21 protein-coding genes are annotated in these 24,497 nt (G+C 67.8%); 9 read left to right on the top strand and 12 right to left on the bottom strand.

Annotated features, from left to right (window positions below; all coding sequences use genetic code 11):
- Nucleotides 1-83: 83 nt before the first annotated feature.
- The 3 genes from AB0L57_RS20500 (at nt 84) to AB0L57_RS20490 (ending at nt 2,808) form a co-directional block, all read left to right on the top strand.
- On the top strand, nt 84-800 hold the full coding sequence (locus AB0L57_RS20500) for a hypothetical protein (protein WP_364964388.1): 717 nt from the start codon (nt 84-86) through the stop codon (nt 798-800).
- 155 nt (nt 801-955) lie between these two features.
- Nucleotides 956-2,170, top strand: coding sequence for a helix-turn-helix domain-containing protein (locus tag AB0L57_RS20495; protein ID WP_364964385.1), 1,215 nt, complete (start codon nt 956-958; stop codon nt 2,168-2,170).
- 350 nt (nt 2,171-2,520) lie between these two features.
- Nucleotides 2,521-2,808, top strand: coding sequence for a hypothetical protein (locus AB0L57_RS20490; RefSeq protein ID WP_364964382.1), 288 nt, complete (start codon nt 2,521-2,523; stop codon nt 2,806-2,808).
- A 54-nt stretch (nt 2,809-2,862) separates the two neighbouring features.
- Here AB0L57_RS20490 and AB0L57_RS20485 read toward each other — a convergent pair whose 3' ends face one another.
- The 5 genes from AB0L57_RS20485 to AB0L57_RS20465 all read right to left on the bottom strand — a co-directional run bounded on the left by AB0L57_RS20485 (nt 2,863) and on the right by AB0L57_RS20465 (nt 11,470).
- Nucleotides 2,863-6,252: a pyruvate carboxylase gene (locus AB0L57_RS20485; protein WP_364964379.1), complete on the bottom strand. Its 3,390-nt coding sequence runs from the start codon at nt 6,250-6,252 to the stop codon at nt 2,863-2,865.
- A 120-nt stretch (nt 6,253-6,372) separates the two neighbouring features.
- On the bottom strand, nt 6,373-7,818 hold the full coding sequence (locus AB0L57_RS20480; protein WP_364964377.1) for an aldehyde dehydrogenase family protein: 1,446 nt from the start codon (nt 7,816-7,818) through the stop codon (nt 6,373-6,375).
- 34 nt (nt 7,819-7,852) lie between these two features.
- Nucleotides 7,853-8,740: a dihydrodipicolinate synthase family protein gene (locus tag AB0L57_RS20475; protein WP_364964375.1), complete on the bottom strand. Its 888-nt coding sequence runs from the start codon at nt 8,738-8,740 to the stop codon at nt 7,853-7,855.
- Between the two features lie 94 nt (nt 8,741-8,834).
- On the bottom strand, nt 8,835-10,262 hold the full coding sequence (locus AB0L57_RS20470) for an aldehyde dehydrogenase family protein (protein ID WP_364964372.1): 1,428 nt from the start codon (nt 10,260-10,262) through the stop codon (nt 8,835-8,837).
- Between the two features lie 74 nt (nt 10,263-10,336).
- On the bottom strand, nt 10,337-11,470 hold the full coding sequence (locus AB0L57_RS20465) for a mandelate racemase/muconate lactonizing enzyme family protein (protein ID WP_364964369.1): 1,134 nt from the start codon (nt 11,468-11,470) through the stop codon (nt 10,337-10,339).
- A 345-nt stretch (nt 11,471-11,815) separates the two neighbouring features.
- Between AB0L57_RS20465 and AB0L57_RS20460 the strand changes: the two genes are divergently transcribed.
- Both AB0L57_RS20460 and AB0L57_RS20455 read left to right on the top strand, forming a co-directional pair.
- Nucleotides 11,816-12,550 carry a GntR family transcriptional regulator gene (locus AB0L57_RS20460; protein WP_364964367.1) on the top strand — a complete coding sequence of 245 codons (735 nt, stop codon included), beginning with the start codon at nt 11,816-11,818 and terminating at the stop codon, nt 12,548-12,550.
- On the top strand, nt 12,531-13,895 hold the full coding sequence (locus AB0L57_RS20455; RefSeq protein ID WP_364964365.1) for an NAD(P)/FAD-dependent oxidoreductase: 1,365 nt from the start codon (nt 12,531-12,533) through the stop codon (nt 13,893-13,895). Before AB0L57_RS20460 ends, AB0L57_RS20455 begins: the two co-directional genes overlap by 20 nt.
- Nucleotides 13,896-14,124: 229 nt before the next feature.
- Here the strand turns inward: AB0L57_RS20455 and AB0L57_RS20450 are convergent, their stop codons facing one another.
- Together AB0L57_RS20450 and AB0L57_RS20445 are read right to left on the bottom strand one after the other, a co-directional pair.
- The gene (locus tag AB0L57_RS20450) at nt 14,125-15,231 is read right to left on the bottom strand and encodes a diaminopropionate ammonia-lyase (protein WP_364964363.1); all 1,107 of its coding nucleotides are present in this window, start codon (nt 15,229-15,231) and stop codon (nt 14,125-14,127) included.
- A complete protein-coding gene (locus AB0L57_RS20445) occupies nt 15,228-16,505 on the bottom strand; it encodes a YgeY family selenium metabolism-linked hydrolase (protein WP_364964360.1) in 1,278 nt (425 codons plus the stop codon). Before AB0L57_RS20445 ends, AB0L57_RS20450 begins: the two co-directional genes overlap by 4 nt.
- A gap of 31 nt (nt 16,506-16,536) precedes the next feature.
- On the opposite strand from AB0L57_RS20445, the gene AB0L57_RS20440 reads away from it, so the two are divergent.
- A complete protein-coding gene (locus tag AB0L57_RS20440; RefSeq protein ID WP_364964358.1) occupies nt 16,537-17,316 on the top strand; it encodes a GntR family transcriptional regulator in 780 nt (259 codons plus the stop codon).
- Nucleotides 17,317-17,347: 31 nt separating this feature from the next.
- On the opposite strand, the gene AB0L57_RS20435 is transcribed toward AB0L57_RS20440, so the two are convergent.
- The 4 genes from AB0L57_RS20435 to AB0L57_RS20420 form a co-directional block, all read right to left on the bottom strand.
- Nucleotides 17,348-18,220: an enoyl-CoA hydratase-related protein gene (locus AB0L57_RS20435; protein ID WP_364964356.1), complete on the bottom strand. Its 873-nt coding sequence runs from the start codon at nt 18,218-18,220 to the stop codon at nt 17,348-17,350.
- Nucleotides 18,217-19,734, bottom strand: coding sequence for an AMP-binding protein (locus AB0L57_RS20430; protein ID WP_364964354.1), 1,518 nt, complete (start codon nt 19,732-19,734; stop codon nt 18,217-18,219). The genes AB0L57_RS20435 and AB0L57_RS20430 overlap by 4 nt, the downstream gene beginning before the upstream one ends.
- A 239-nt stretch (nt 19,735-19,973) precedes the next feature.
- Nucleotides 19,974-20,771, bottom strand: a complete 798-nt coding sequence (locus tag AB0L57_RS20425; RefSeq protein WP_364964352.1) for an enoyl-CoA hydratase-related protein — start codon at nt 20,769-20,771, stop codon at nt 19,974-19,976.
- A gap of 37 nt (nt 20,772-20,808) precedes the next feature.
- The gene (locus tag AB0L57_RS20420; protein ID WP_364964350.1) at nt 20,809-21,762 is read right to left on the bottom strand and encodes a PDR/VanB family oxidoreductase; all 954 of its coding nucleotides are present in this window, start codon (nt 21,760-21,762) and stop codon (nt 20,809-20,811) included.
- A 155-nt stretch (nt 21,763-21,917) separates the two neighbouring features.
- Here AB0L57_RS20420 and AB0L57_RS20415 point away from each other — a divergent pair, with 155 nt between their 5' ends.
- From AB0L57_RS20415 to AB0L57_RS20405, 3 genes are read left to right on the top strand one after another with little or no spacing between them, the layout of a single operon-like run.
- The gene (locus AB0L57_RS20415; protein WP_364964348.1) at nt 21,918-22,703 is read left to right on the top strand and encodes a glucose 1-dehydrogenase; all 786 of its coding nucleotides are present in this window, start codon (nt 21,918-21,920) and stop codon (nt 22,701-22,703) included.
- Between the two features lie 54 nt (nt 22,704-22,757).
- The gene (locus AB0L57_RS20410; RefSeq protein ID WP_364964346.1) at nt 22,758-23,657 is read left to right on the top strand and encodes an alpha/beta hydrolase; all 900 of its coding nucleotides are present in this window, start codon (nt 22,758-22,760) and stop codon (nt 23,655-23,657) included.
- A 47-nt stretch (nt 23,658-23,704) separates the two neighbouring features.
- Nucleotides 23,705-24,367, top strand: a complete 663-nt coding sequence (locus AB0L57_RS20405; RefSeq protein WP_364964343.1) for a TetR family transcriptional regulator — start codon at nt 23,705-23,707, stop codon at nt 24,365-24,367.
- On the opposite strand, the gene AB0L57_RS20400 is transcribed toward AB0L57_RS20405, so the two are convergent.
- The coding region (locus tag AB0L57_RS20400) for a hypothetical protein (protein ID WP_364965093.1) at nt 24,298-24,497 on the bottom strand (200 nt) is incomplete at its 5' end. The two genes, AB0L57_RS20405 and AB0L57_RS20400, sit on opposite strands and share 70 nt — an antisense overlap.

Here is a 24,497-nt window from a genome sequence, read left to right as displayed (position 1 = left end):
CGCCGCGCCGCGGCGAAAAATGGACCGCGAACAACGAAACCCCTACTGCAACAACAAATCCCCCTGCACCGAAGGAATCGATCATGAATGCTCTCACCCGCGCCGCCGCGACAACAGCCCTCACAGCGACCGCCCTCGCGGCCATTGCCGCGTCCACGGGGACCGCCGCTGCCGACGATCCGTCGACTTCGGACGCGACCGTTCATGTCCAGGTACTTCCCGGTATCGACTACTCCGGAAATCCGTCGACGCAGACGGCCCGGATCTCCGGCCCATTCGGGACGGTCGTCTCCGACCGCGGCCAGTACCGAGTATCGGACAACCAGGGCAACACCCTCTTCGGAGCCCCTGGGACGAACCCGACCGTGGCAGACGTGCCGGAGCAGTCCCCCGGATCCGACGACTCCGCCCGGTATCTCCCCGGCGGCGCGACGTCGACCGCACCGAATGTCACCGCGGTGAGCGATGATTCGACCCGAGACCCGCAAGCCGACATCAATGCGGCGGTCGGCGTGGTGGCGACGAACTTCGGACTGGCCACCGGTGTGGGCGCGATGGCCGGCGGCGTGGGAGGCGCGGTGATCGGCTGCCCCGTCGGCGCGGTCACCGGCGGCCTGGTGGCCGTTCCGACGACGCTGGCCACCCTCACCCTGCCCGCCGCCGCATTCGGATGTCTGATCGGCGCAGGCACCATCGGCGGGGTGGGGGCAGTTGTCGGCGGCGCGGTGGTCGGAGCGCCGGTCGGTATCGCCACCGCTGTCGACCAGTACAACAAGCTGCACGCGCAGGGCGAACTCTGAGAATCGGAACTCACCCGCGCGCTCCCCAGGGCCGGCCCGTCATGCGGTGCCGGCCCTGGGTTTTCGACACCGAACTCCCCCACCTGATGGCCGTCTCCGGTACGCCGGCGCCTCAGGTGGCTCACCACACCGACTGCGAGCAGGAGGCCGCCGCGATGGACAGCATCGCAACCCGTGCGGATTCGGGGCATTGCCTTCGGACGGACGCATCGTCATCGGTCCGGGCATGCCGCGACGACGTCGCGCAGCTGACCGAGCGGCTGATGGAGGCGGTCTTCACCGACATTCCGGAATGGACCGACTACTCCCCCGTCACTCGGGCGGATCTCCAGGACGGGTGCCGGAGGTTCCTGACTCGGGTGCTGGATCTGCTCGGCACGAAGGCCGCGGGCGCCGAGCAGGACGATGTCGCCGCCGCCATCGGCAGGCAACGCGCCGCACAGGGCGTTCCGCTCGAGGCGATGCTGCGCACCTTCCGGCTGGGTGGGCGCATCGTGTGGGAGGCGCTGCTGGACCGGAGCGAGGCGATCCCGCCATCGGTGTTCCGTGAGACCGGCACCGCCATGTGGGCTGTCATCGATGGAATGTCCTCGGCCCTTGTCACCTCGTATCGCGGGACCGAACTCGATCGGGTCCGGCGCGACGAGCGCCGCCGTCACGCGCTCATCGAAGACGTACTCTCCGGGCGGGCCCACGACGCACCCTTCGCCGCGCACGCCGCACGGGAGTTGAACATTCCCGTGCAGGGACACTACGTCGTGGCCGTTGCCGTCGGCGAACCGCACCCGCTGCGGCTCGGCACCGAAACTTCGTTGGCGGCCAAGGGAATTCGATCCATCTGGCACGACCGCGGTGACTCCACCGTCGGATTGATCCCCCTCGGGCCGCGCTCGCCACAGCAGGTCGCCGATGAGCTGCGGCCCTTCATCGGTGGACGCGCCGGCCTGTCCTCCACCGTCACGGGCCTGGCCGAGATCGATGTGGCGCACACCCTCGCCGCACTCGCGCTCGACACCACGAACACACCCGGCGAAGGCGCCCTCACCTGTCTCGACGCACGCTACCCCGAGGCATTGCTGCTGCGATCGCCCGATCTGGCGCAATTGCTGGTGCACAGGTCGCTGGGTCCGATTCTGGCGCTGCCCGCCAGAGAGCGCGACGTCCTGCTGTGCACACTGCGGGTCTGGCTGACCGAGAACTGCTCGGCCGCCCACGCCGCGCCGCGGCTGCATTGCCACCGCAACACCGTCATCAACCGGCTCCAGCGGGCCACATCGCTGCTCGGACGGCGCCTGGAGAGCCCGCGCGACCATCTGGAACTCTCACTGGCTCTCACCGCACGCGAACTGCTCGAACACCAGGCCGGCTGAGCCCTCGCCGCTGACCCGGGCGAGGCACAGTGGGCGTAGCGCCCACCCTCGAGCCGCATTTCCTGGGCTCGCCGAGAATTGTCCGGCGGCCGAGTACGGAGAAGAATTCACACCTGTCGACCTGCAACGCAACCGGATTCGAGAGCGGCAATGCGGAGTCAGGACGATCGGCCGGGCACCGCTCGGCAGTCGATTGCAGACATGTTGTGCCGTAGTCGTTTTCGACACTCCGCCCGAACACCGTGCGGCAGCACCGGGATGGCGTCACAACTTCGGATTCCGGCAACGCGACCACGCCGGCGAATCCCACTGCTCCATTTCATCGCGCACTGGGACCGCTCCCCCGCCCGATGACCGAAACCGGACCACACACGGAAATGATCACCATGAAAAAGCATGCGCATCGTCGACCCACCGCCTCGCCGGATCCCGCCCATATCGTGCAGCGGCGGCGAATCCGGGAGATACTCAACCATTTTCGCCCTTGCCCGGAGTGCGGCTACACGACACAGGCATTCCTCGTCACGACCTACTACGGAAATGACACAACGGTGACGACCACCGAGGGGGCCTGCGGACTTCCGTGTGGATGGTCGGGACCGATCGTGGTGACGAAGATGACGAAAGACAGCGCATGACCATCCGCGAAAGCCCGCGGTGGCTCGATGCGCTGTCGTCGTCGGACGCCCGCCTCAGCCGATCACCACGAGGAGGTCTCCGGTCGCGACCTGGGCGATGGGATCGATGGCGATCCGGGTGACCGTCCCCGCCGTGGGCGATGTCACGGCTGCTTCCATCTTCATGGCCTCGATGGTGCCGATGACATCGCCGGCCGCGATCTCGTCGCCGAGTTCGACCGACAACGACACGACCCCACCGAAGGGGGCGCCGATGTGACCGGGTTCGGAGCGGTCCGCGCGTTCGGCGGTCGCCACGGCGGAGTCGACGCAACGGTCACGTACCGAAACCGGCCGCAGCTGCCCGTTGAGGACACACATCACCGAGCGCATGCCCAGATCATCGGGTTCACCGATCGATTCGAGGCCGATGAGCAGTTCGACTCCGGGTTCGAGTTCGACCCGGTGTTCCTCGTCGTTGTGCAGCCCATAGAAGAACTGGTTCGTCGGCAGACACGAGGTGTTGCCGTAGGTCTCGTAATGAGATTCCCACTCCCCGGCCGGGCCGGGGAACAGCAGCCGGTTGAGCGTGAGCTGACGTTTCCGCCCCGAGATGTCGAGCGCCACCAGGTCGTCACCGGTGAGCTCGTTGACAGGTGTTGCGCCGCTTCGTCCTTCGAGCGCGCGGCTTCGCAGGGGCTCCGGCCACCCGCCCGCCGGCTCGCCGAGTTCACCCAGCAGGAAACCGATCACCGAGGCCGGGATGTCGTAGCGGCCCGGCTGCTCGGCGAACTGCTCCGCCGAGACGCCCGCGCCGACCAGCGCGAGTGCGAGGTCTCCGACGACCTTCGACGACGGCGTGACCTTGATCAACCGGCCCAGCATGCGGTCGGCCTCGGCGTAGCGTGCTTCGATCTCCTCGAAGCGGTCACCCAGACCGAGCGCGATCGCTTGCTGCCGCAGGTTCGACAGCTGCCCCCCGGGAATCTCGTGCTCGTAGACACGTCCGGTCGGCGCGGACAGACCGGCCTCGAACGGCGCGTAGATCCGGCGCACCGCCTCCCAGTACGGTTCGAGGTCGCAGACCGCCTTCAGGTCGATTCCGGTGTCACGGTCGGTGTGCGCCGTCGCGGCCACGATCGCCGACAGCGCCGGCTGCGAGGTCGTTCCCGCCAGCGGAGCGCTCGCGCCGTCCACCGCGTCCGCGCCGGCCTCCCAGGCCGCGAGATAGGTGGCGAGCTGACCACCCGCGGTGTCGTGGGTGTGCACATGCACCGGCAGGTCGAAGTTGCGTCGCAGCGCGGCGACGAGCGTGCGCGCCGCCGGCGGGCGCAGCAGTCCGGCCATGTCCTTGATCGCCAGCACATGGGCGCCGGCGCCGGCGATCTGCTCGGCCAGCCGCAGGTAGTAGTCGAGGGTGTAGAGGTTCTCGGCGGGGTCGGCGAGGTCACCGGTGTAACTCATCGCGACCTCGGCCAGGGCGGTTCCGGTCTCGCGTACCGCATCGATCGCCGGGCGCATCTGGTCGACATTGTTGAGGGCGTCGAAGATCCGGAAGATGTCGATGCCCGTGACCGTCGCCTCCGCCACGAATGCCCGGGTGACCCGCTCCGGGTACGGCGTGTAGCCGACCGTGTTGCGGCCGCGCAGCAGCATCTGGAGACAGATGTTCGGCACGGCTTCCCGCAAGGCCGCCAGCCGTTCCCACGGATCCTCGTGCAGGAAGCGCAACGCCACGTCGTAGGTTGCCCCGCCCCAGGCTTCGATCGACAACAGCTGCGGCGTCGACGCGGCCACGTAGGGTGCCACCGCCAGCAGGTCGGTGGTGCGCACCCGCGTCGCGAGCAGCGACTGGTGTGCGTCACGGAATGTGGTGTCGGTGATCGCGAGTCGCGGCGAATCACGCAGATCCACGGCGAAGCCCTCCGGCCCCAAGGCCAGCAGCCGCTGCCGCGAGCCGGCACGCGGTGCGGCCGGCGCCATCGTGCCGGCGGCCGGTAGCTTGGTGCGCGGGTCCACTCCGGCCGGGCGCCGGCCATGAGGTTTGTTCACGGTGACGTCGGCCAGATAATTGAGAATCTTCGTGCCACGGTCGGCGGAGGTTCGTGAGGTCAGCAGCCACGGCCGGTCCTCGATGAACGACGTCGTCACCCGTCCGTCGCAGAAATCGGCATCGTCGAGGACCGCCTGCAGGAACGAAATGTTGGTGGCCACACCCCGGATCCGGAACTCGGCCAGCGCCCGGCGGGCACGCCGCACCGCCGCCGGGAAATCCCTTCCCCGACAGGTCAACTTGACCAGCATCGAATCGAAATGTCCGGAAATGTCGGCGGCCAGCACGGCACCGCCGTCGAGGCGCACCCCGGCACCGCCCGGCGAGCGGTACGCGGTGATGCGACCGGTGTCGGGCCGGAAGCCGTCGGCCGGGTTCTCGGTGGTGATCCGGCATTGCAGCGCCGCCCCACGTGGCACGATCGATTCCTGGCTCAGCCCCAGCTCGGCCAGCGACTCACCGGCGGCCACCCGCAGCTGCGATTGGACCAGGTCGACGTCGGTGATCTCCTCGGTGACGGTGTGCTCGACCTGGATGCGCGGATTCATCTCGATGAACACGTGCCGGCCCTGGCCGTCGACCAGGAATTCGACTGTGCCCGCACCGCTGTAGCCGATCGCGCGCGCGAACGCGACGGCGTCGGCACAGATACGTGCCCGCAGATCCGGATCGAGGTTCGGCGCGGGTGCGAGCTCGACAACCTTCTGGTGGCGGCGCTGCACCGAGCAGTCCCGTTCGAAGAGATGGACGACATCGCCGTGGCGGTCGGCCAGGATCTGCACCTCGATGTGGCGCGGGTCGATCACCGCTCGCTCGAGGAAGACGGTCGCGTCACCGAAGGCGGACTCGGCCTCGCGCGCGGCGGCCTCGATCGCCTCGCGCAGCATGGCGCGCTCGTGCACGCGGCGCATGCCGCGTCCCCCACCACCGGCCACCGCCTTGACGAACAGCGGGAACTCCATCGATTCCGATGCGGCGAGCAACTCGTCGATGTCGGCGGAGGGCGCGCAGGACACCGGCACGGGCAGGCCCGCCTCCTTCGCCGCCGCGATCGCGCGCGCCTTGTTGCCCGCGAGTTCGAGCACACGCGCACAGGGACCGACGAAGGTGATCCCCGCGCGCTCACATGCCCTGGCGAGCTCGGGGTTCTCCGACAAGAACCCGTAGCCCGGATAGATCGCATCGGCCCCGCACCGCACCGCGGCGTCCACGATCTCGTCGACCGACAGATACGCTCGCACCGGATGGCCCGCGGTGCCGATCTGATACGACTCGTCGGCCTTCGATCGATGTACCGAGTTCCGGTCCTCATACGGAAAGACCGCTACCGTTCGGGCACCCAGCTCGAATGCGGCACGAAACGCGCGGATCGCGATCTCACCGCGGTTGGCCACCAACAGTTTTCTGAACAAATTCGTTACCTTCGAACAGTTTTCGGACAGCTGAATGTTGCACGAGCGACACACCGCGGCGGACGAGCGCCGGAGCCCCCGCGGGTGGGGCTCCGGCAGTGCGGACCAGGAGAACCGAGCTCAGCCCAGACTCACGACAACCTGTTTGAGTTGCGTGAACTCGGCGAGCCCATCCTGTCCGCCTTCCTTGCCATAACCGGACGCTCCGAACCCGCCCTGGGGAACCTCCGGGCCGAGAGCCATGTGGTTGTTCACCCACACATTCGCGAACTCGAGATCTCGGACGAATCGAAGGGCCCGCCCCACATCACGCGTCCACACCGATGCCGCGAGACCGTAGGGGGTGTCGTTGGCGAGCCGCAGGGCCTCCTCCTCGGTGGCGAAGGTCTGGATCGTCCCGACCGGGCCGAACACCTCCTCCTGCACCAGCTGATCGGACTGCGCCACTCGACCGATCAGCGTCGGCTCGTAGAAGAACCCCTCCGAATCGGTTTGTGCGCCACCGATGATGAGTTCGGTGCGCTGCGACCGATTCGCCACGATCTCCGCCACGCGGTCACGCTGAGCGGCACTGATCAACGGTCCGAGCCGGGTGTCGGCAGCGGCGGCATCACCGAGCTTCCAGCTCGCCATCGCCGCGGAAAGCCGTTCGGCCACAGTGCTGTACAGCGACTCGGCGACGAGCACACGGTTGCCCGACATGCATTCCTGACCGGCGTTGAACAGCACGGCCGTGGCGAGGATCGGTATCGCCTTGTCGAGATCCGCGTCGTCGAACACGATTGCCGGCGCGTTGCCGCCCAGTTCGAGCACCAGTCGCTTGGGACCGGACGCGGCGAGTTCGGCGATACGTTTACCGGCCCGGGTGGAGCCGGTGAACGAGACGAGGGATACATCCGGATGCAGGACGAGCCGCTCGCCCACGGTGGGCCCACGGCCCTGCACGATGTTCAGCACTCCGTGTGGCAACACCTGATTCGCGAGTTCGACGAACCGTGTGGTGGACAGCGGCGCGTTCTCCGCCGGTTTGACCACCACGGTGTTCCCCGTGACCAGCGCCGGCGCGATCTTCCATACCGCTTGCAGCAGCGGGAAGTTCCACGGCGTGATGGCGGCGACCACACCCACCGGTTCGCGCCGCACCATCGTGGTGTTGCCCGCGACATACTCTCCCGCGGCCGGCGCGGAGGTCGACCGGGCGGCCCCCGCGAAGTAGCGGAGGCCGTCGAGAATGGCCGGCACCTCGACCTCGAGCGCGGTGGTGTAGGGCTTGCCCGCATCGAGGCATTCCAGGCGGGCGAACTCCGCGAGGTTCGCCGTCATCAGATCGGCGACGGCGAACAGTGCCTCGGCGCGAGCCCGCGGACTCGAGCGGGCCCAATCCTTCGCCGCCCGCTTGGCCGCGGCCACCGCGGCGTCGACCTGCTCGGCCGACGATTCCGTGAGCTCGGCGATCCGGGCTCCGGTCGAGGGATTCAGCACGGCGATTCGGTGATCCGCCCCACCGTGGGCAGGTTGCCCGTCGACGATGGTGGCGACCGGATCGAGTTCTTTCTCCGACGTCATGGGATTGGTGCCTTTCACGAGATGCGCTGCGGACTCAGAGATTCAGGTCGAGAACCTTCAGGATCGATTCGAGCTCGGTGCGGCGGGTGAGATCGAGCTCGGAGATCGGACCGCGGGGTGCGCCGATGGAAGCGCCCAGAACATCGAGGGCGCCCTTGACACCGGTGTTGTAGCCCCCCGAGAGCAGGAACCGGAGCACCGGGAAGATCGCGTTCCAGGTCGACCGGGCAACCGCAAGGTCATCGGTCTCGACCGCCTCGGCCAGTGCGACGAGTTGGCACGCAAGGAAGTTGGCGGCACCGTTGATGGTTCCCGCCGCGCCTTCCAGCAGCGCCGCGTACAGATGGGTGTCCCAGCCGACGAGGGTCTTGACGACGTCACCGTAGTCGTGGATCAGGCGAGCGACCTGGTGGTAGTCACCGGACGTATCCTTCACGTACTCGATATTCGACGCCGACGCGGAGAGTTCGGCGATATTCTCCGGCGTCAGATTCACCCCGGTGAGTCCGGGCACGTTGTACACGATCACCGGCAGCGACGTGGCACCGGCGACACCGCGATAGAAGGACGCGACCTCCGGGAAGGACAGCCGTTCGTAGAATGGACTGACGGCGAGAATACCTGCGGCGCCGTGGGTTTGGGCGTGCTCGGTGAGCCTGATCGATTCGGTGGTGCTCAATGAACCGGTGTGCGCGATGACCGGCACCCGGCCCGCGGTCTGGTCGATCACGACCTCGAGCAACACCTTGCGCTCGTCGGCACTCAGGCGCGGGAACTCGCCCGTCGACCCGCCGACGACCAGGCCGTGTACCCGGGCGCCGATCGTCCAGTCGACGAGATCGCGCAGCCGCTGCTCGTCGATCTCGAGGGTGTCACCGGCGAACGGGGTCGCCACAGCGGACAAGATTCCGTGAAACTGCATGATGTGCTCTCTTCTGTCATCGGTTCACGACGTGTAAACGTCGTGGAATTGCCTTGCGGGCCAATACATGTGGGAAGCCGTGACGGCCGCCGACTCACGCGGGCGCGACCGCCGTCATGACGTGCTTGAGCCGGGTGTACTCCTCGATCGCGAACACCGACATGTCGTTGCCGTGACCCGAGTGCTTGTACCCGGTGTTGGGCATCTCGGACGCGACCACGAGATGACAGTTCACCCAGACCTTGCCGAAATCGAGTGCGTCACCGACGCGCAGCACCCGGTCGTGACTCGCGGTCCACACGCCCGCGGCGAGCCCGAAGCGGACGTCGTTTGCCATCTCCACCGCCTCGTCCTCCGAGGAGAATTTCTGCACGGTGATGACCGGGCCGAAGACTTCTTCCTGGACGATCTCGTCGGCCTGTTCCACACCGCTGATCACCGTGGGCTCGAAGAAATAGCCACCCCCGGTCCGGTCCGCCTTCCCGCCGGTGAGCACCGTCGCGTGCGCGGGGAGCCGTTCCAGGAATCCCTCGACCTTGGCCAGATGCGCGGCACTGTTGAGCGCACCGTACGCAGCGTCGGGGTCGGTCCCGTACTCGGTCGCCTGCGCCGCTGCCACCAATCGGGAGACGAACTCGTCGTGGATGGTGTCCGCGACCAGGACGCGGGTGGCGGCCTCACAGTCCTGTCCGGCATTGAGGAAGCCTGCCTCGGCGATACCCGCGACGGCCTTGTCGATATCGGCATCGCCGAACACGAGTACGGGAGCCTTGCCGCCGAGTTCGAGACTGACTCGTTTGAGATCCGTTGCCGCAGCGGAGGAAACCTCGACACCGGCACGTTCACTGCCGGTGACCGAGATCAGGCGCGGAATCCGATGCGACACCAGCGCGCGGCCGGTATCGCGATCGCCGGCCACCACGTTCAGTACACCGGGCGGAAGGATCTCGCCGATGATGGACGCCGCGAGCAGCGTACTGACCGGTGTGGTGTCCGAGGGTTTGAGCACCACCGTATTGCCCGCGGCCAGCGCCGGACCGAACTTCCAGACGCCCATCGCGAGCGGGTAGTTCCACGGCGCGACCTGCCCGCATACGCCGACCGGTTCGCGGCGGACCGTGGACTCGTGACCGGCCACGAACGACCCACCGGCCAGACCGCGCAGATCCCGTGCCGCCGCCGCGTAGAAGCGGAGGTATTCGAGCACTCCCGGAAACTCCGCGTCACGCATGAAATTCAGCGGTTTGCCGGTATTTCGAACCTCCGCCGCCACCAGTTCATCGGCGCGGGCTTCGAGCGCATCGGCGATGCGGAACAGCAGCAGACTGCGTTCTCCCGGCGTCGTCCGGCGCCAGGTGCGAAACGCTCGTTGCGCGGCCAGGCAGGCGGCGTCGATGTCTTCGCCGCGGGACAGCGGCACCTCGATGTAGGGCCGGCCGTTCGTCGGATCGATGATCGAGGAGTACTGGCCGCTGGATGGCGCGACCGACTTGCCGTCGATGTAGTTGTTCAATTTCTCCATGGTTACTCCTCGAATTCGCCGCGGTTGCTCCGAATGTGGGGGTCGGCGGACGACTCCGCGGATCCCCCAGCACTTCAGGATCGTGCGCGGGTGATGGTGAAATCCGGTTGGCCGAGCGAGTTCTCGTCGATCTCGACACCGAGGCCCGGCGCGTCGGAGTAGTGAATCCGGCCGTCGGCCATCGTCGGTCCGGTGGTGGCGCCCGGGCGCTGGTAGGAGATCTTCATCTCCTCGCCCATGAAATACGCGGCCCCCAGGAAATGGCCGGGCTCGATGGTCGCCGCCAGGTGAGCTATCCCCGCGGTGGCCAGGTCGGCGCCCTGTGGTTCGTCGACGAAGACCGGCCAACCGGCGATCTGGGCCAGATCGCGGATCCGGGCGGCCTTGGTGAGACCGCCGACTCGGACGATCTTGAGGTTCACCGCATCCGCGGCGCCGGATGCCAGCGCCGCCAGTACATCCGCCCCCTCCTTGAGTGATTCGTCGATCATCACCGGCAGGTCCGCGGTAGCACGGACACGCGCCAGCTCCGCGGTGGTCGGGCACGGTTGTTCCAGGTAGGTGTCGACGTCGCGAATCTCCCGGACGAAACGAAGGGTCTGCGCCACGGTCCAGCCTTTGTTCGCATCGCTGGTCATGAATGTGGAGTCATCGGGCACCACCTGCGCGACCGCACGCACCCGGGCGGCGTCCTCGATCGGGTTGTCGCCGATCTTCAGTTGCCAGCCCCGGTAACCGAAGTCGGACGCGTGCCGTACCGCGTCGACCATCTCGACCGGGTGGGCGAGGCTGATCGCCTTCACCGCGGGGAACGAGGCCTGCTTCACGCCACCGAGCAGCTGGGCCACCGGGCGGCCCAGTATCTTGCCGCGCAGATCCCACATGGCGATGTCGATGGCGGCCTTGCCCGTGAGGTTGCCGATGACGCGGTCGTCCATGCCGTCGACCAGAACGCCCGCCTCGAGCACATCGCACTCGAAGACCCAGTCGGCAAGCAGGCGAACGGTTTCCCGGGCACTGGCCGGGAAACCATCGAGGTAGTTGCTGCCCAACGTACCCGCCTCGCCGAATCCCACGGTCCCGTCGTCGGCGACGACCTTGACGACAACACTCGGGAATGCGCTCAGCACCCGTCCGTGCGACATGACGTACTCGTCCTGCTGTGTCGGGATATCGACGGTGAAACTGCTCAGTTCTCGAACCTGCACGTTCGCTCACCTCATTCAGATCGTCGCTTGTCGACAATAAACACTAGCGGCGATTGGCGTCCAGGGGAAGCCCTCGATGCCGGCGGCGCACTGCCGGCTACGCGCAGCATTCTCGCCGTCACCATGGAAATCGCAGGTGGAACAGCATCAGCGGGGCATCTCCGCGCACGGGCCACGGTCGGCCACCACCGCAGCACACGGTCGGCACGGGCCCGATTTCCGACCGCAGCAGCCCGCATTGTTGAACTGTCGACAATCATCTAAGCTCGGCGGAGTACAGCAGTCACGTCGGCCGATATCGTGCCGGCACGAGCGGATGGTTCGGGACCGGAGAGGACCTTGCCGATGACCACGACACCGAAATCACCTCGACCCGAGCCCTTTCGCGACATCCAGCTCGGCAGGATCGAGCAGCGCACCACCCCGGGCACGGTGGCCGGGGTGCTGCGAGCGGCGATTCTCGACGGCACCCTGACCCCGGGCAGTCAACTGCGCGAGGCGCACATCGCCGCCGACATGGGCGTCAGCCGGGCTCCGCTCCGCGAAGCTCTCGGCATCCTCACCGACGAGGGCCTGGTCGTGAAGGTCCCCTACAAGGGCGCATTCGTCGCGGAGGTCAGCGCCGAGGCCATCGGCGAGATCGCGAGTCTGCGAGTCAGGCTGGAACCGTATGCGATCGAACTCGCACTGCCCCGCCTCGCGGCCGGTGGGCGCAGCAAGCTGGTCCGCGCACTACAGGACATGGCCCGGGCCGCCGACGACGCCGATGTCACTCGAACCATCGACGCGCACATGGCCTTTCATCGCACCTTCTACGAATTCTCCGGGCATCGCCTGCTTCTGGATCAGTGGCGCGGCTGGGAGGCCCAACTCCAGCTGTTCTTCTCGGCGGATCACCGGACCTTCGCCGATCTGCACGACGTCGTCGCCGACCACGAGCGGCTGCTGTCCATCGTCGACACCGGCGATCTCGGTGCGATCAGCCGTGAACTGGGACGCCACATCCACGCCCCGGACGTCGCGAGCACCGTCGCCTCCGCGGCGGAAAAGGAGACCCACGGTGCCGGCACGCATCCATGACGTCGTCGTCATCGGCGGCGGGCCCGCCGGTATGCGCGCCCTCTGGCAGCTGCGCGACCTGGACGTCCTGCTGCTGGAACAGCGCGATCGCCTGGGCGGCCGCCTGAAATCGCTGGACCGGGGCCATTATTGGATGAATCTCGGCGCCCACCTGTTCACCGGCGGCGATACCCACATGGGAACCATGATCGATGAGCTCGGCCTGCGGACCCTCACCATTCCCGGGGTCAAGACCGCCCTCGGCTTCGACGGCAGGCCCTATCTCTCACCGCGCGCCGAGACCTACCCGTTCACATTGCCGTTGACCCTTCGCGAGCGCATCGCACTCGCACTGGCCGGCCTGAAAGTCATGCTGCGCGTGCGGCTCTGGTATCGCGCGACCACGCGCCGCCCGGGCGAGAGCGTCCTGGCGCAGCGCCGCCGCATCGCGACATTCGAGAGCCACCGCACATTCCGGGATCTGCTCGGCCGGCCCCCCGCACGCGTCGATGCCATCTTCCGGTCCGCCGCGCGCCGCGCGGCCGCCGAGATCGACGAACAGAGTGCCGGTTGCGGCCTGTCGCTGTTCGGGGCGCTCTGGGTGGGTGACAACAGCCAGACCGTCATCAACCTCGATGGCGGTTCCGGCAGGCTCCCCGACGCCGTCCACTCACGATTGCCCGAGTCGATCATTCTCGGGGCCGAGGTCACCGAAGTGGTCACCGGAGAGGACCACACCGCGGTGACCTATCGGACGGGCACCGCGGAAACCACCGTTCTCGCACGGCGGGTGATCGTCGCGGTCCCCGCCGACGCGGCGCGCACGATCGTGCGCGGGCTGGCAAGCGAACTGGATGCCGCCCTCGCGTCGATCACCTACGGACCGTTCGTGGCGATGGGTGTCCTCACCGATCGAAGCGGCCCCGCCCCCTGGGACGACATCTACGCGATGACCACCCCCGGCATGGCCTTCGACATGCTGTTCAACCATGGCAATCCGGTGCGATCCCGACCGGCACGCGGTGGCAGCCTGATGTGCTACGCGGGCGGACAGCCCGCCCGCGATCTGCTCGGGATTCCCGACGAGGACATCACCGGCAGATTCCTCGCCGACATGTATCGGATCTATCCGGAACTGCGGGGCACGGTGACCGAAACCCGTGTCCAGAAGTGGGCGATCGGCAACTATTACCAGACCCCCGGCACGAACTTCGACGCGATGCTGGCGCACAGCGAAAACGGCGGGCAGCCCGTGTATTTCGCGGGCGACTATTTCGCCGAACTCGGCGGCACCATCGAGGCCGCGGCACGCTCCGCGGTGCACGCGGCCGACCACGTGCGCGCCGACCTGGGCTCCCGCCCCTGAGCTTCCGGTGATCCATCGCGACCAGCGACTTCACCGACGCTGAGTGAAGCCGCGGCAGTCGGCACACAAGACGCCGCGGCCGGACCGCGACGACAACGGAGCCGGTGGACTTGTGGTCCACCGGCTCCGAAGGATCGCGACGAGGGATCGGCCTGCGGTCGCCACATGCCGGATGTGAATCTTCACCCGACTCGCACGTGAGCCGACAATTACTCCAGCACAGGCTGATTCATCCGACGATCTTCGCGTAGGCCACCGGATCGGTGGCCCCTTCCGTCGAGATGATCAGTACCCGGTCGTCGGCGCGCAGATCCAGTTCCGGACCGAAGGCCAGCAGCGCGGCGAGACCGGCGGCGCCGCTCTCGCCGGAGACCACCCCCACCGAGGCGAGCGCACGCATCGCCTCCTCGGCGTCCGCGTCGTCGACGGCGACCAGGGTGGAAATCCCCGACCGCATCTCCGGCCAGGCGATGGGAGAGGGTGTGCCGCAATTGAGCCCGGCCATACTGGAGTCCAGCCGCCCACCGACACGGGCGAGCCGGCCCGCGCGGACACTTTCGAGCACACATGCGGCCAGGGTGGGTTCCGAACCGATGATGCGCGCACCTCGCGGGAGGAAACCGCGAATCATCGCCGATGCGAACGCTCCCACGCCGATCTGCACCACGACGACCGTCGGCGCCCGCTCGCCGGATGCGGCCAGTTGCTCGGACACCTCCGCGACGATGGTCGAATAGCCGTCGATCACCCACCCGGGCACCTGGCGGTATCCCTCCCATGACGTGTCCGACACGACGATGTGGCGGTCATCGGCGAGCCGCGCCGACGCCGAGACCGCCTCGTCATAGGTCCCCGGAACCACCACGACCTCGGCACCCTCGTCCTCGATCGCCTGGATCCGCGCCGCCACCATGTCCTGTGGCACCAGGATCTGCGCGTCCAGTCCCAGCAGCCCGGCCATCCGGGCCAGGGCGCGCCCGTGATTACCATCTGTCGCCGCCACCAGTGTGAGCTCCGAATCGGCGACGAGCCGGCGCAGACCATCGAGATCGGCGACTACATCGGGATCGGCACCGAACACATCACACAGCACTCGGAAGGTGGCCCACGAGGCGCCGAGAATCTTGAACGACGGCATCGCCAGCCGATTCGATTCGTCCTTGACGTGCACCGATCCGACCCCCAAGCGTTCGGCCAGGCTCGGTGCGGACACCAGTGGTGTGGGCTGGTAATCCGGTAGCGAGCCATGGAATCTCGACACCGGGGCCGAATCCGCGCACTCCGCGCTCCGGCCGTTGGCGGCTGGGTTCGCCAGCACGCCGCGTGCGGTCGTCATCGGTGGTCACCTTTCAGCAGGCTCTCGACGATGGCGGCATAGCCCTGCGCGCCGAGGTGGAGGTCGTCGAGGGCGATGGATTCGTCGACGGTGTGTGCCTGGTCCTCGTCACCGGGGCCGAAACCGATCGTCGGGATGCCCAGTGCCCCAGCGGTGCCGGAGCCGTTGGTACAGAATCGGTAATGGTCGATCCGGGCGTCGAGTCCGACGGATGCCAGACCTGCCGCGGCCGTCTCGACAATGGGCTCACCCTCCTCGAACAACCAGGCCGGGGCGAAATTCGGTGCGGTGACACGAACACCGGTATAGGTGGTGTAGTCGTCGTCGGCGATCCGCACCCACCCCTGGGTCGCCCACCGCGCCGTCACCGAATCCACCACAGCGCGAATGGGATCGACGATGTCGTCCTCGGATTCGCCGGCCAGCGTCCGCCGGTCGAAGGTCGCCGTGCACCGTTCGGGCACGATCGACAACCCCGGATGGGGCGCGGACAGAATGTCGGTGAGGACCAGAATCCCCTCGCCGAGAACAGGATCGGTCGGCGGCGCCAGACGACGGAGTTCGGTGATCACGTCGGCCATCACCTCCACCGCGTTGATACCGGCCGCGGGATACGCGGAATGGCAGGACTTCCCGGCGACCTCCACGACCACCTCCGCGCGGCCACGCTGCCCACGGGCGATCCGACGCCGCGACGGCTCGCAGATGATGGCGAAGTCCGGCCGCACCCGCCTGGCGACGTGAACGGCGGCCGGCCCCTCCACCAGTTCCTCGGCGACACCGCCATTGACGACGATCGTGCCCGCCCCGAGCCCCCGGAGCGCGGCGGCGCCGTGGACGCAGGCGGCGATCGGGCCCTTCATGTCGACCGAGCCGCGGCCGAACACGCGACCGCCGACCACCTCGCCCTCGGGCTTGTGTTTCCATTCGGTCCGGTCCACCACCGGCACGGTGTCGAGGTGGGTGTCCAGCAGAACCGTCGGTCCATCGCCCAGCCGGAGCGTCCCGACTACATTGCCCCAGTCGTCGACGGTGGTCTCGAAATCGAGACGCGACAATTCGTCTCGGAGGATCGCGGCCGCATCCTGCTCTTCGGTCGAATAGCTCTGCGCGGCGATCAGGCGCAGGAGAAAGGCCTCCATCGCCTGCGAATCCACCGGGTACGTGTGCGACATGTCAATCTCACAATCACTACGTTGGTCGGTGAGCGGCCCGGGGGCCCACCTCAACCTAGCCACTTGTATGACAACAGTCAATCTATGAACAGGTGACATTTGTGCTTCTTTTCGTGTTACCCTCACCCCCATGGCATCTCGTGACACGGCACTCCCCGGACCGAAGTTGTCACGCGCACGCCGCTCATTGACCGACGAGGTCCGCGACGCGATCACCGAAGAGTTGATTCTGAGCGGGGCGATCGCGGCCGGCGAACGGCTGCCCACGGAGGCGGAACTCTGTGACCGCTACGGCGTCTCGCGAATCACCGTGCGGTCGGCATTGCGGAGCCTGCAGGACAAGGGCTTCATCAAGATTCGCCAGGGCCTCGGTTCGACGGTTCTGCCGCGACCGGAAGCAATCGCGTCCGGCATCGATCAGCTCTGTTCCTTCGAGACGTTCGCCGCCCGCCAGGACCAGTCGGTCGACAGTGTCGACGTGGAGATCGCCGAGCGGTTCGCGGACGCCACGGTCGCCGCCAAGCTGGACATACCTGTCGGTTCGGCCGTGACGCTCGTCAGTCGCACGAAGCTGTACGGCAACGTCAAGGTCGGGCTGATCATCGACTGGGTGCCGGCCGGCGTGCTGGCGCACTCCGTTCTCGCCGGCGAATTCCGCGGGTCGGTCCTCGATGTCCTGCTCGCCCACACCGAACTCGAAGTCGACCACTCGGACTGCAAGCTGACGCCGGTGGCCCTCACCGCGGCACAATCGACGCAGCTCGACACCGCCGAGGGGGCGGTGTCGTTACTGTTCGACGAGCTCACCAGGACCACGGCCGGATCCATCGTCAACTGGAGCCAGGCATGGCTGCTGCCCGATCATTTCGAGTTCTTCATCCGGCGCACCATCAACACCGGGAGCCGATGACGCGAGGCGTCCCGATACAGGGTGCGCCGCCCTACGGGCCGGCCGGCGTCTCGAAGAGGTCCGGGAGCCCACCCGACACCCGGTCGGGGAAAATCGGATCTCGTTTGGCCAGAAACGATTCCACGCCTTCGCGCACATCGTCGGACACACCGCGCAGATAGATCGCCTCGGACTCGGCGCGATGTGCGACCTCGGGGCTGTCGGCTCCGAGCATGCGCCACATCAGTTGCCGTGTCAGCGCCACCGAGACCGGAGCCGTACCGGATACGAGGTCGCGGGCCAGCTCGATCGCCCGGTCCAGGACGCGGTCGGCGGGTACCAGCTCACGCACCATGCCACCCTCCAGCGCTGCACGCGCGCTCACCATCCGCCCGTTCAGCGTCCACTCCAATGCGGTGGAGATGCCCACGACACGCGGCAGGAACCAGGTCGAGCAGGCTTCCGGAACCAGACCTCGGCGGGTGAAGACGAAGCCGAATTTGGCTGTCTCCGACGCAATTCTGATGTCGGCGGGCAGGGTCATCGTGACGCCCACACCGGCGGCGGGCCCGTTGATCGCGGCGACGACCGGCTTGAGCGACCGATGGATCCGCAGGGTGACGCGGCCGCCGTTGTCGGCGGGCGCGCCCCCGGAGTCCGGGTCGTCGCCCAGGACGAAGGTGTCGCCTCCGGCGGCGAGATCGGCGCCGGCGCAGAACGCGCGGCCGGTCCCGGTGAGCACGACCGCACGAACCGTGTCGTCGGCATCGGTCTCGTCGAAGGCGGCGATGATGCGCTCGCACATCTCGGCGGTGAACGCGTTGAGCCGATCGGGGCGGTGCAGGCGCACGATCGCGATCTCACCGCGCCGTTCGATCAGCACCGGACGATCGTCGGCCACCAGCGGTTCGGCGTTCACACTCATCGCACCTTCTCGAATCGGTCTGCGACATCACGGTATTCGGCGCGAATCGCGGTCTTGGACAGTTTGCCGCTGGGCAGCCGGGGCAGCGGTTCGTCCCGGATGATCACGTAGCGGGGCACCTTGTAATCGGCGACCAGCCCGTCGCAGTGCGCGATGATCGCGGCGACGTCGACATCGCCGCTGACGGTGACGATCGCCGCGGGCGTCTCACCGAATCGCGCGTCGGTCGCGGCGATCACCGCGACCTCCTCGACGCCGTCCAGATCCGCGATGACACGTTCGATCTCCACCGGCGAGATGTTGATACCACCGGTGATGATCAGGTCCTTCATCCGATCGACGAAGGTGATGCGGCCATTGTCGTCGCGGGTGCCCAGATCACCACTGTGCAGCCAGCCACCGTGCAGTGCCCGCGCGGTGGTTTCCGCGTCGTTCCAATAGCCGGGCGTGACGCCGGGGCCGCGCACCACGATCTCACCCTCCTCCCCCGGACCGGCTTCGGTCCCGTCGGGGCGGACCACCTTCAATTCGGTGAAAATCGAACCGGCGCCGCAACTTCCGGGGTGGCTGAAGGCTTCTTCCCGCGTGGTCGCGGTCGCGACGCCGCCCGACTCGGTCATCCCGTAGATCTGCCGCAGGGCCACGCCCTTGTCCGCCCATGCCTGCAGCAGGGCCGGTGTGACCGCCGCACCGCCGACGATGGCCGTGCGCAGCGAGGACAGGTCGGTGCCGGCGAATTCCGTACTGCGAGCGATGGATTCCCACACCAGCGGCACACCGAACAACGCGTTGACCCGATGCCGCCCGATCAGCCCGACCGCGCGGCCGGGCCGGAACTCCTTCTCCACGACCAGGGTGTTGCCCAGGACCACCGACATCAGCAGACCCCACACCAGGCCCGGAGTGAACACCAACGGCAGCAGCAGCAACGAGGTGCAGCCGGGCCGGAAGCCCTCCTCGGTGAGCGTGGCCTCGAAGACGATGCTCAGCAGCGTCCGGTTGGTGCAGATGACCCCCTTGGACAGTCCGGTGGAGCCGCTGGTGAACAGCAGGGCGACGGCCTCGTCGGGCGCCACGTCGACGCGGAAGTCGTCACGTTCACCCGACCGCAGATCGAGGAAGTCGTCGAACGACAGCGACCGGAAATCACCGCCCAGCGTCCGGGTCTGCTCGATGCGTTCGGCGAACTCCGCGGGCGCGATCGTCAGCACGGCGCCCGAGTCATCGACGACCTTGCGCAATTCGGCCGCGGTGAGCCGCGGATTGAGCGGCACCAGTACCGCACCGGCCTTCAGTACGCCGAGCGCGAGGACCGGCCAGGTCAGGGAGTTCGGCCCGAGTACGCCGACCCGATCGCCCGGCTCGATTCCGGCCTCGGCGACGCGTCGCGCCACCCGGCTCGACCAGTCCTGCAGCTCTCGATACGTGAGGGTCTCGTCCTCGACGATCAGAGCGGTGCGGCTCGGTGCGGTGTCTGCCCACCAGTACAGGGCGGAAGCGATTGTCGCAGCCATCGTGGTCCTTCTCGTTGTGAAATGGCTTCAGGCTCAGTGGTTTCGGAGGGCGACCTCGGTGGACCCACGAGCTGGACGGCCGGCGATCCGGCGTCGGAATTCTGGATGATTCGCGATGGGAGCACCGGATTGGACACGGGCGGTATCGCCGCCGAGTTCGGCCGGTGGTGTGACCCACACTACATTTGTTTACATATTACGTCAATCGATATTTGTTTCATGTTGCATCACCTCTCGGGTCATCGCCCACTCCAACGCGGAGTGCGCTTCGCCGCGAAGGCCCGTGGCCCCTCCTTGGCGTCCGCACTGCTCATCACCACGCGGGCCGCGGCCCGGCTGACAGCCCAGTCCTGCTCACCCCAGCCGTTGTGCGCCACGGCGCTCTCGTGCATGACACGTTTGCTCTGCTGCACCGCCAGCGGCGCGTTCGCGGCGACCACCCCGGCGAGTTCGAGCGCGGCGGCCAGAGCACCGCCCGCCGGTGCCACGGCGTTGACCAGACCCAGTTCATATGCGCGAGCCGCCGAGATCGGACGACCGGTCAGCGCGATCTCGGCCGCGACCTTGGGCGGCACCTGCCGGTGAATGCGCAACACGCCCCCGGCCGCGGCGATCAGCCCGCGAGTGACTTCGGGAAGCCCCAGCGACGCCCGCTCGTCGATGACGGCGAGGTCCGCCGACAAGACGATCTCGGTGCCGCCCCCGAGAGCGAACCCGTTGACCGCCGCGATCACCGGCTTGGGAATCCAGTGCCGCACGATGCCGGCGAAATCCCATTCCCGATGATCGGGGTCGTAGACGCTGTTACCGGCGGCGAGCTCCTTGAGATCCGCCCCGGCACAGAACGCTCGCCCGGCGCCGGTGACGACCACGGCCCGCACCAGCGGATCGGCGGCGGCCCGCTCCAGCGCCGCTCCCGCCGCGGCGGACAGCTCCGCGTCGACCGCGTTGAGCGCCTCGGGCCGATTCAAGGTGACCACGGCGATGTGGTCGTTCACCTCGTAGCGGGCAGCGGGTTCCGGCTGGGACACGGTCATCTCCTGACGTAGGGATTCGAAGGAAGCAGAACGGGGTTCAGAGGTCGAGAATCAGCCGGGGCGTGCAGCTGCGGGAGACGCAGATCATCATGGCGTCGCCGGCGGCTTGCTCGTCGGCGGTGAGTACGGAATCGCGATGGTCGGGCCGCCCGGCCAGGACGGCGACCTCGCAGGTTCCGCAGGTACCCTCCCGGCAGGAGAACTCGGCATCCACACCGCGACGTTCGAGTGCGTCGAGTACCGATTCACCGGACGCGACGGTGACCACGGCCCCGGTCCGCGCCAATTCCACCTCGAACGAGTCCGAGGGCGCATCCGGATCGACGGCCTTGGGCGCGAACCGCTCGACCTGCAGGGTGAGCTCATCGCGTGCGCCACAGGCGGTTTCGACCGCGCGCAACAGCGGCTCCGGCCCGCAGCAGTAGACCGCCGCATCCGGCGACAGGCCGTCGAGGGCGGCCTCGAGATCCAGCAGCCCGTACTCGTCCTGCGGGCGCAGATCGACCCGATGGGGATGCGCGGCGGCCAGATCCTCGGCGAAGGCCATGCTCGCACGGGTCCGTCCGCCGTACAGCAGTCGCCACGGCAGCCCGCGGGCCTCGATCGACCGCAGCATCGGCAGCAGCGGTGTGATGCCGATCCCCCCGGCGACGAACAGGTACGACGGCGCCGGCGACAGCCCGAAAGCGTTGCGCGGCCCCGCGATCACGATCTCGTCGTCGATCTCGAGTTTGTCGTGCACATACGCCGAGCCACCACGGCCGCCGGGTTCGAGCAGAACGGCCACCGTCAACGACTCCCGGTCGGCCGGGTCGCCGCACAGCGAGTACTGCCGGGTCATGTCCCCGAGCACGAGGTCGATGTGGGCGCCGGGCTGCCATTCGGGCACCGGGCCGCCGTCGGGGTCGGCCAGCGTCACCGCGGCGACACCCGCGGCCGCCGCCCGCTTGCCGATCACCCGCATCCGGCGGGGTTCCCGTTCTTCGCTCATCACACCGATCCATCCCCTCCGGACATCGTCGCTAAATCTTAAGCCATTAGGTTAATGGGGCGCAATACCCAGCTAGAATGCACTTGCACATCGCCACAATAATGTATAAACCTATAACCGTTAACCTACTGGACGACCCCACAGGAAGTCATCGCATGGACACAGCGGACCACCCGGGCGGATCGGTTCTGGACCTGTTCGGGCTCACCGGACGCGTCGCGGTCGTCACCGGCGCCGGCGCCGGGCTCGGCGCGGGGTTCGCGCGGGCACTGGCCGAGGCCGGAGCCGACGTGGTCGTCGCCGCACGCCGGCGCGACAAACTCGAAGAGGTCGCCGGCTCCGTGACAGCACGGGGCCGCCGGTGCCTGGTGGTGCCGACCGACGTCACCGACCCCGAGCAGTGCGACGCGCTGGCCCGCGCCACGATCGACGAGTTCGGCAGGCTGGACATCCTGGTCAACAACGCCGGGGTCACCCATGCCGCGCCCGCGACCCGCGAGCAGCCCGACGACTATCGAAAGGTTGTGGAGGTCAACCTGTTCGGCGCGTACTGGATGGCGGCGGCCTGCGCCCGGGTGATGCGGCCCGGCGCGAGCATCGTGAACGTCGCGAGCATGCTCGGCCTGGTCAAATCGGTATTGCCGCAGGCCGCCTACGCCTCGAGCAAGGCCGGTCTGATCGGACTGACCCGCGATCTGTCCCATCAGTGGTCGGGACGAAAAGGTATCCGTGTCAACGCGATAGCGCCGGGATTCGTCGACACCGACATGATCGGTGACATGGCCGGTGACACCCTGGCGGAATTCCTGCGGGACTGTTCGCTCGGGCGCACCGCCACCCAGCGCGAGATCGATGCGGCGGTGGTGTTCCTGGCCGGGCCCGGATCGGGCTACATCACCGGCTCCACCCTGGCCGTCGACGGCGGCACCTCCGGGCACTGAACATCCCTGCACCACACCACCATCCGTGTACCGCAGCGAAGGAGTTACCACGCCATGAACGCCATCGCCACCGTCGTCCGGCTACCGGGCGACGGCGTCACTCTCGTCGCCGATCGCTGGGGCGCGCGTGCCGACGGCGCACCCGCCACGGTGGTCCTGCTGCACGGCGGCGGCCAGACCAGGCATTCATGGCGGCGCACCGGAATCAGGCTGGCCGACAACGGCTGGCACGCGCTGGCCGTCGACGCGCGCGGGCACGGCGACAGCGACTGGGCCCACGACGGTGATTACGCGATCACCGCGCACGCGCGTGACGTGGTCGCGCTGGTGGCCACACTGCCCGGCCCGGTGGTCCTGGTCGGTGCGTCGATGGGCGGGCTGGCCGCGCTGCTGGCCCAGGGCGACCATCCGGAGCTGGCGCGGGCCCTGGTACTCGTCGACATCACGCCGAAATCCGAACCGGCCGGGGTCGACCGGATCACCGCCTTCATGCGCGACGGACTGGCCGGATTCGACTCCCTCGACTCGGCCGCGGACGCGGTCGCCGCCTACAACCCGCATCGGCTCCGGCCACCCCGCCCCGACGGGCTGCGCAAGAATCTGCGCCTGCGCCACGGCCGGTGGTACTGGCATTGGGATCCGCGCATCCTCACCCATCGCGACAACGGCCCCGGCCACGCCGCGCTGCGCGAACACCGGGCGCGCTCGGCGGCACGGCGGATCTCGGTGCCCACCTTGCTGCTTCGCGGCGACCGATCCGATGTGGTCGGCGCGGACGGGGTTCGCGATCTGTTGGCGCTGATTCCCGGCGCCCGCCATATCGACGTGCGCGGGGCCGGTCACATGGTCGGCGGCGACGACAACGACGTGCTGACCGAAGGTCTGCTCGAATTCCTCGCCGACGCGGTGCCGGAGCACGGCAACCCACCGGGCACCGGCTACCATCCAATTTAACGGCGCTAGGTAACTGACCTCGCGCGACCCCGAGTGGAAAGCCGCAGATGCCCCGACCGTCGCAACCGTTGATCAGCCGCTCCGCAGTGATCGCGGCGTCCATCGAGATCATCGACTCGCAGGGCCTCGACGCGTTCAGCCTGCCGAAACTCGCCAAATACATCGGCGTGAGCGCGCCCTCGCTGTATCACCACTTCGCCGACCGATCGGCGATTCTGTCCGCGGTGGCCCGCCATATCGCGGGCGCCGGCACGATCCCGCGCCGCAAACCGGGGCCGGACTGGCCGGAGTTCTTCGTGCAGCTGGCTCTGAACTTGCGCCGCTCCATTCTGCGTCACCCCAACGCCGCGCCGATCCTGCTGCAGTACCTGCCGCGCGATCTGCTCATCGGCACCTACGAGGAGACGGCCCGCTTTCTCGAGGCCTCCGGTGTGCCGACGCATCTGCATGTGCAGATTCTCGACGGGATGGAGCGGTTGACACTGGGCGCGGCCCTCACCGACGCCGTGCGCGGTCCGAGCACGCGCACCACGATCTTCCCCAATGTGGACCCCGAATCACAGCCGGTCCTGGCGCGGGCGCTGGCGCAGAACACGCTGACGTCCAAGAGCCTGTTCGAGGAGATGGTGCGCAGCTTCCTCTACGGCGTGCTGCGCAACGAGAATTCCACGGCGAGCGAGGATTCCGCCTCCTCGTCGGTCTCGGCCTGACCGCGGCGCAACCGGGTACCGACAGGGCGGCCCGGGTCGGGATCCCGCAGGTCGAGAATGCGGAATCCGCGCACACCCGCGGGCACGCTGTCGCCGGTCAGATAGGCGATCCGCGGATCCAGCTGCCACA

It is taken from the genome of Nocardia sp. NPDC052254 (assembly GCF_040679495.1).
Taxonomy (GTDB): domain Bacteria; phylum Actinomycetota; class Actinomycetes; order Mycobacteriales; family Mycobacteriaceae; genus Nocardia.
Note: the sequence above shows the minus strand (reverse complement) of the source record. Positions and strands in the feature narration are given on the sequence as shown.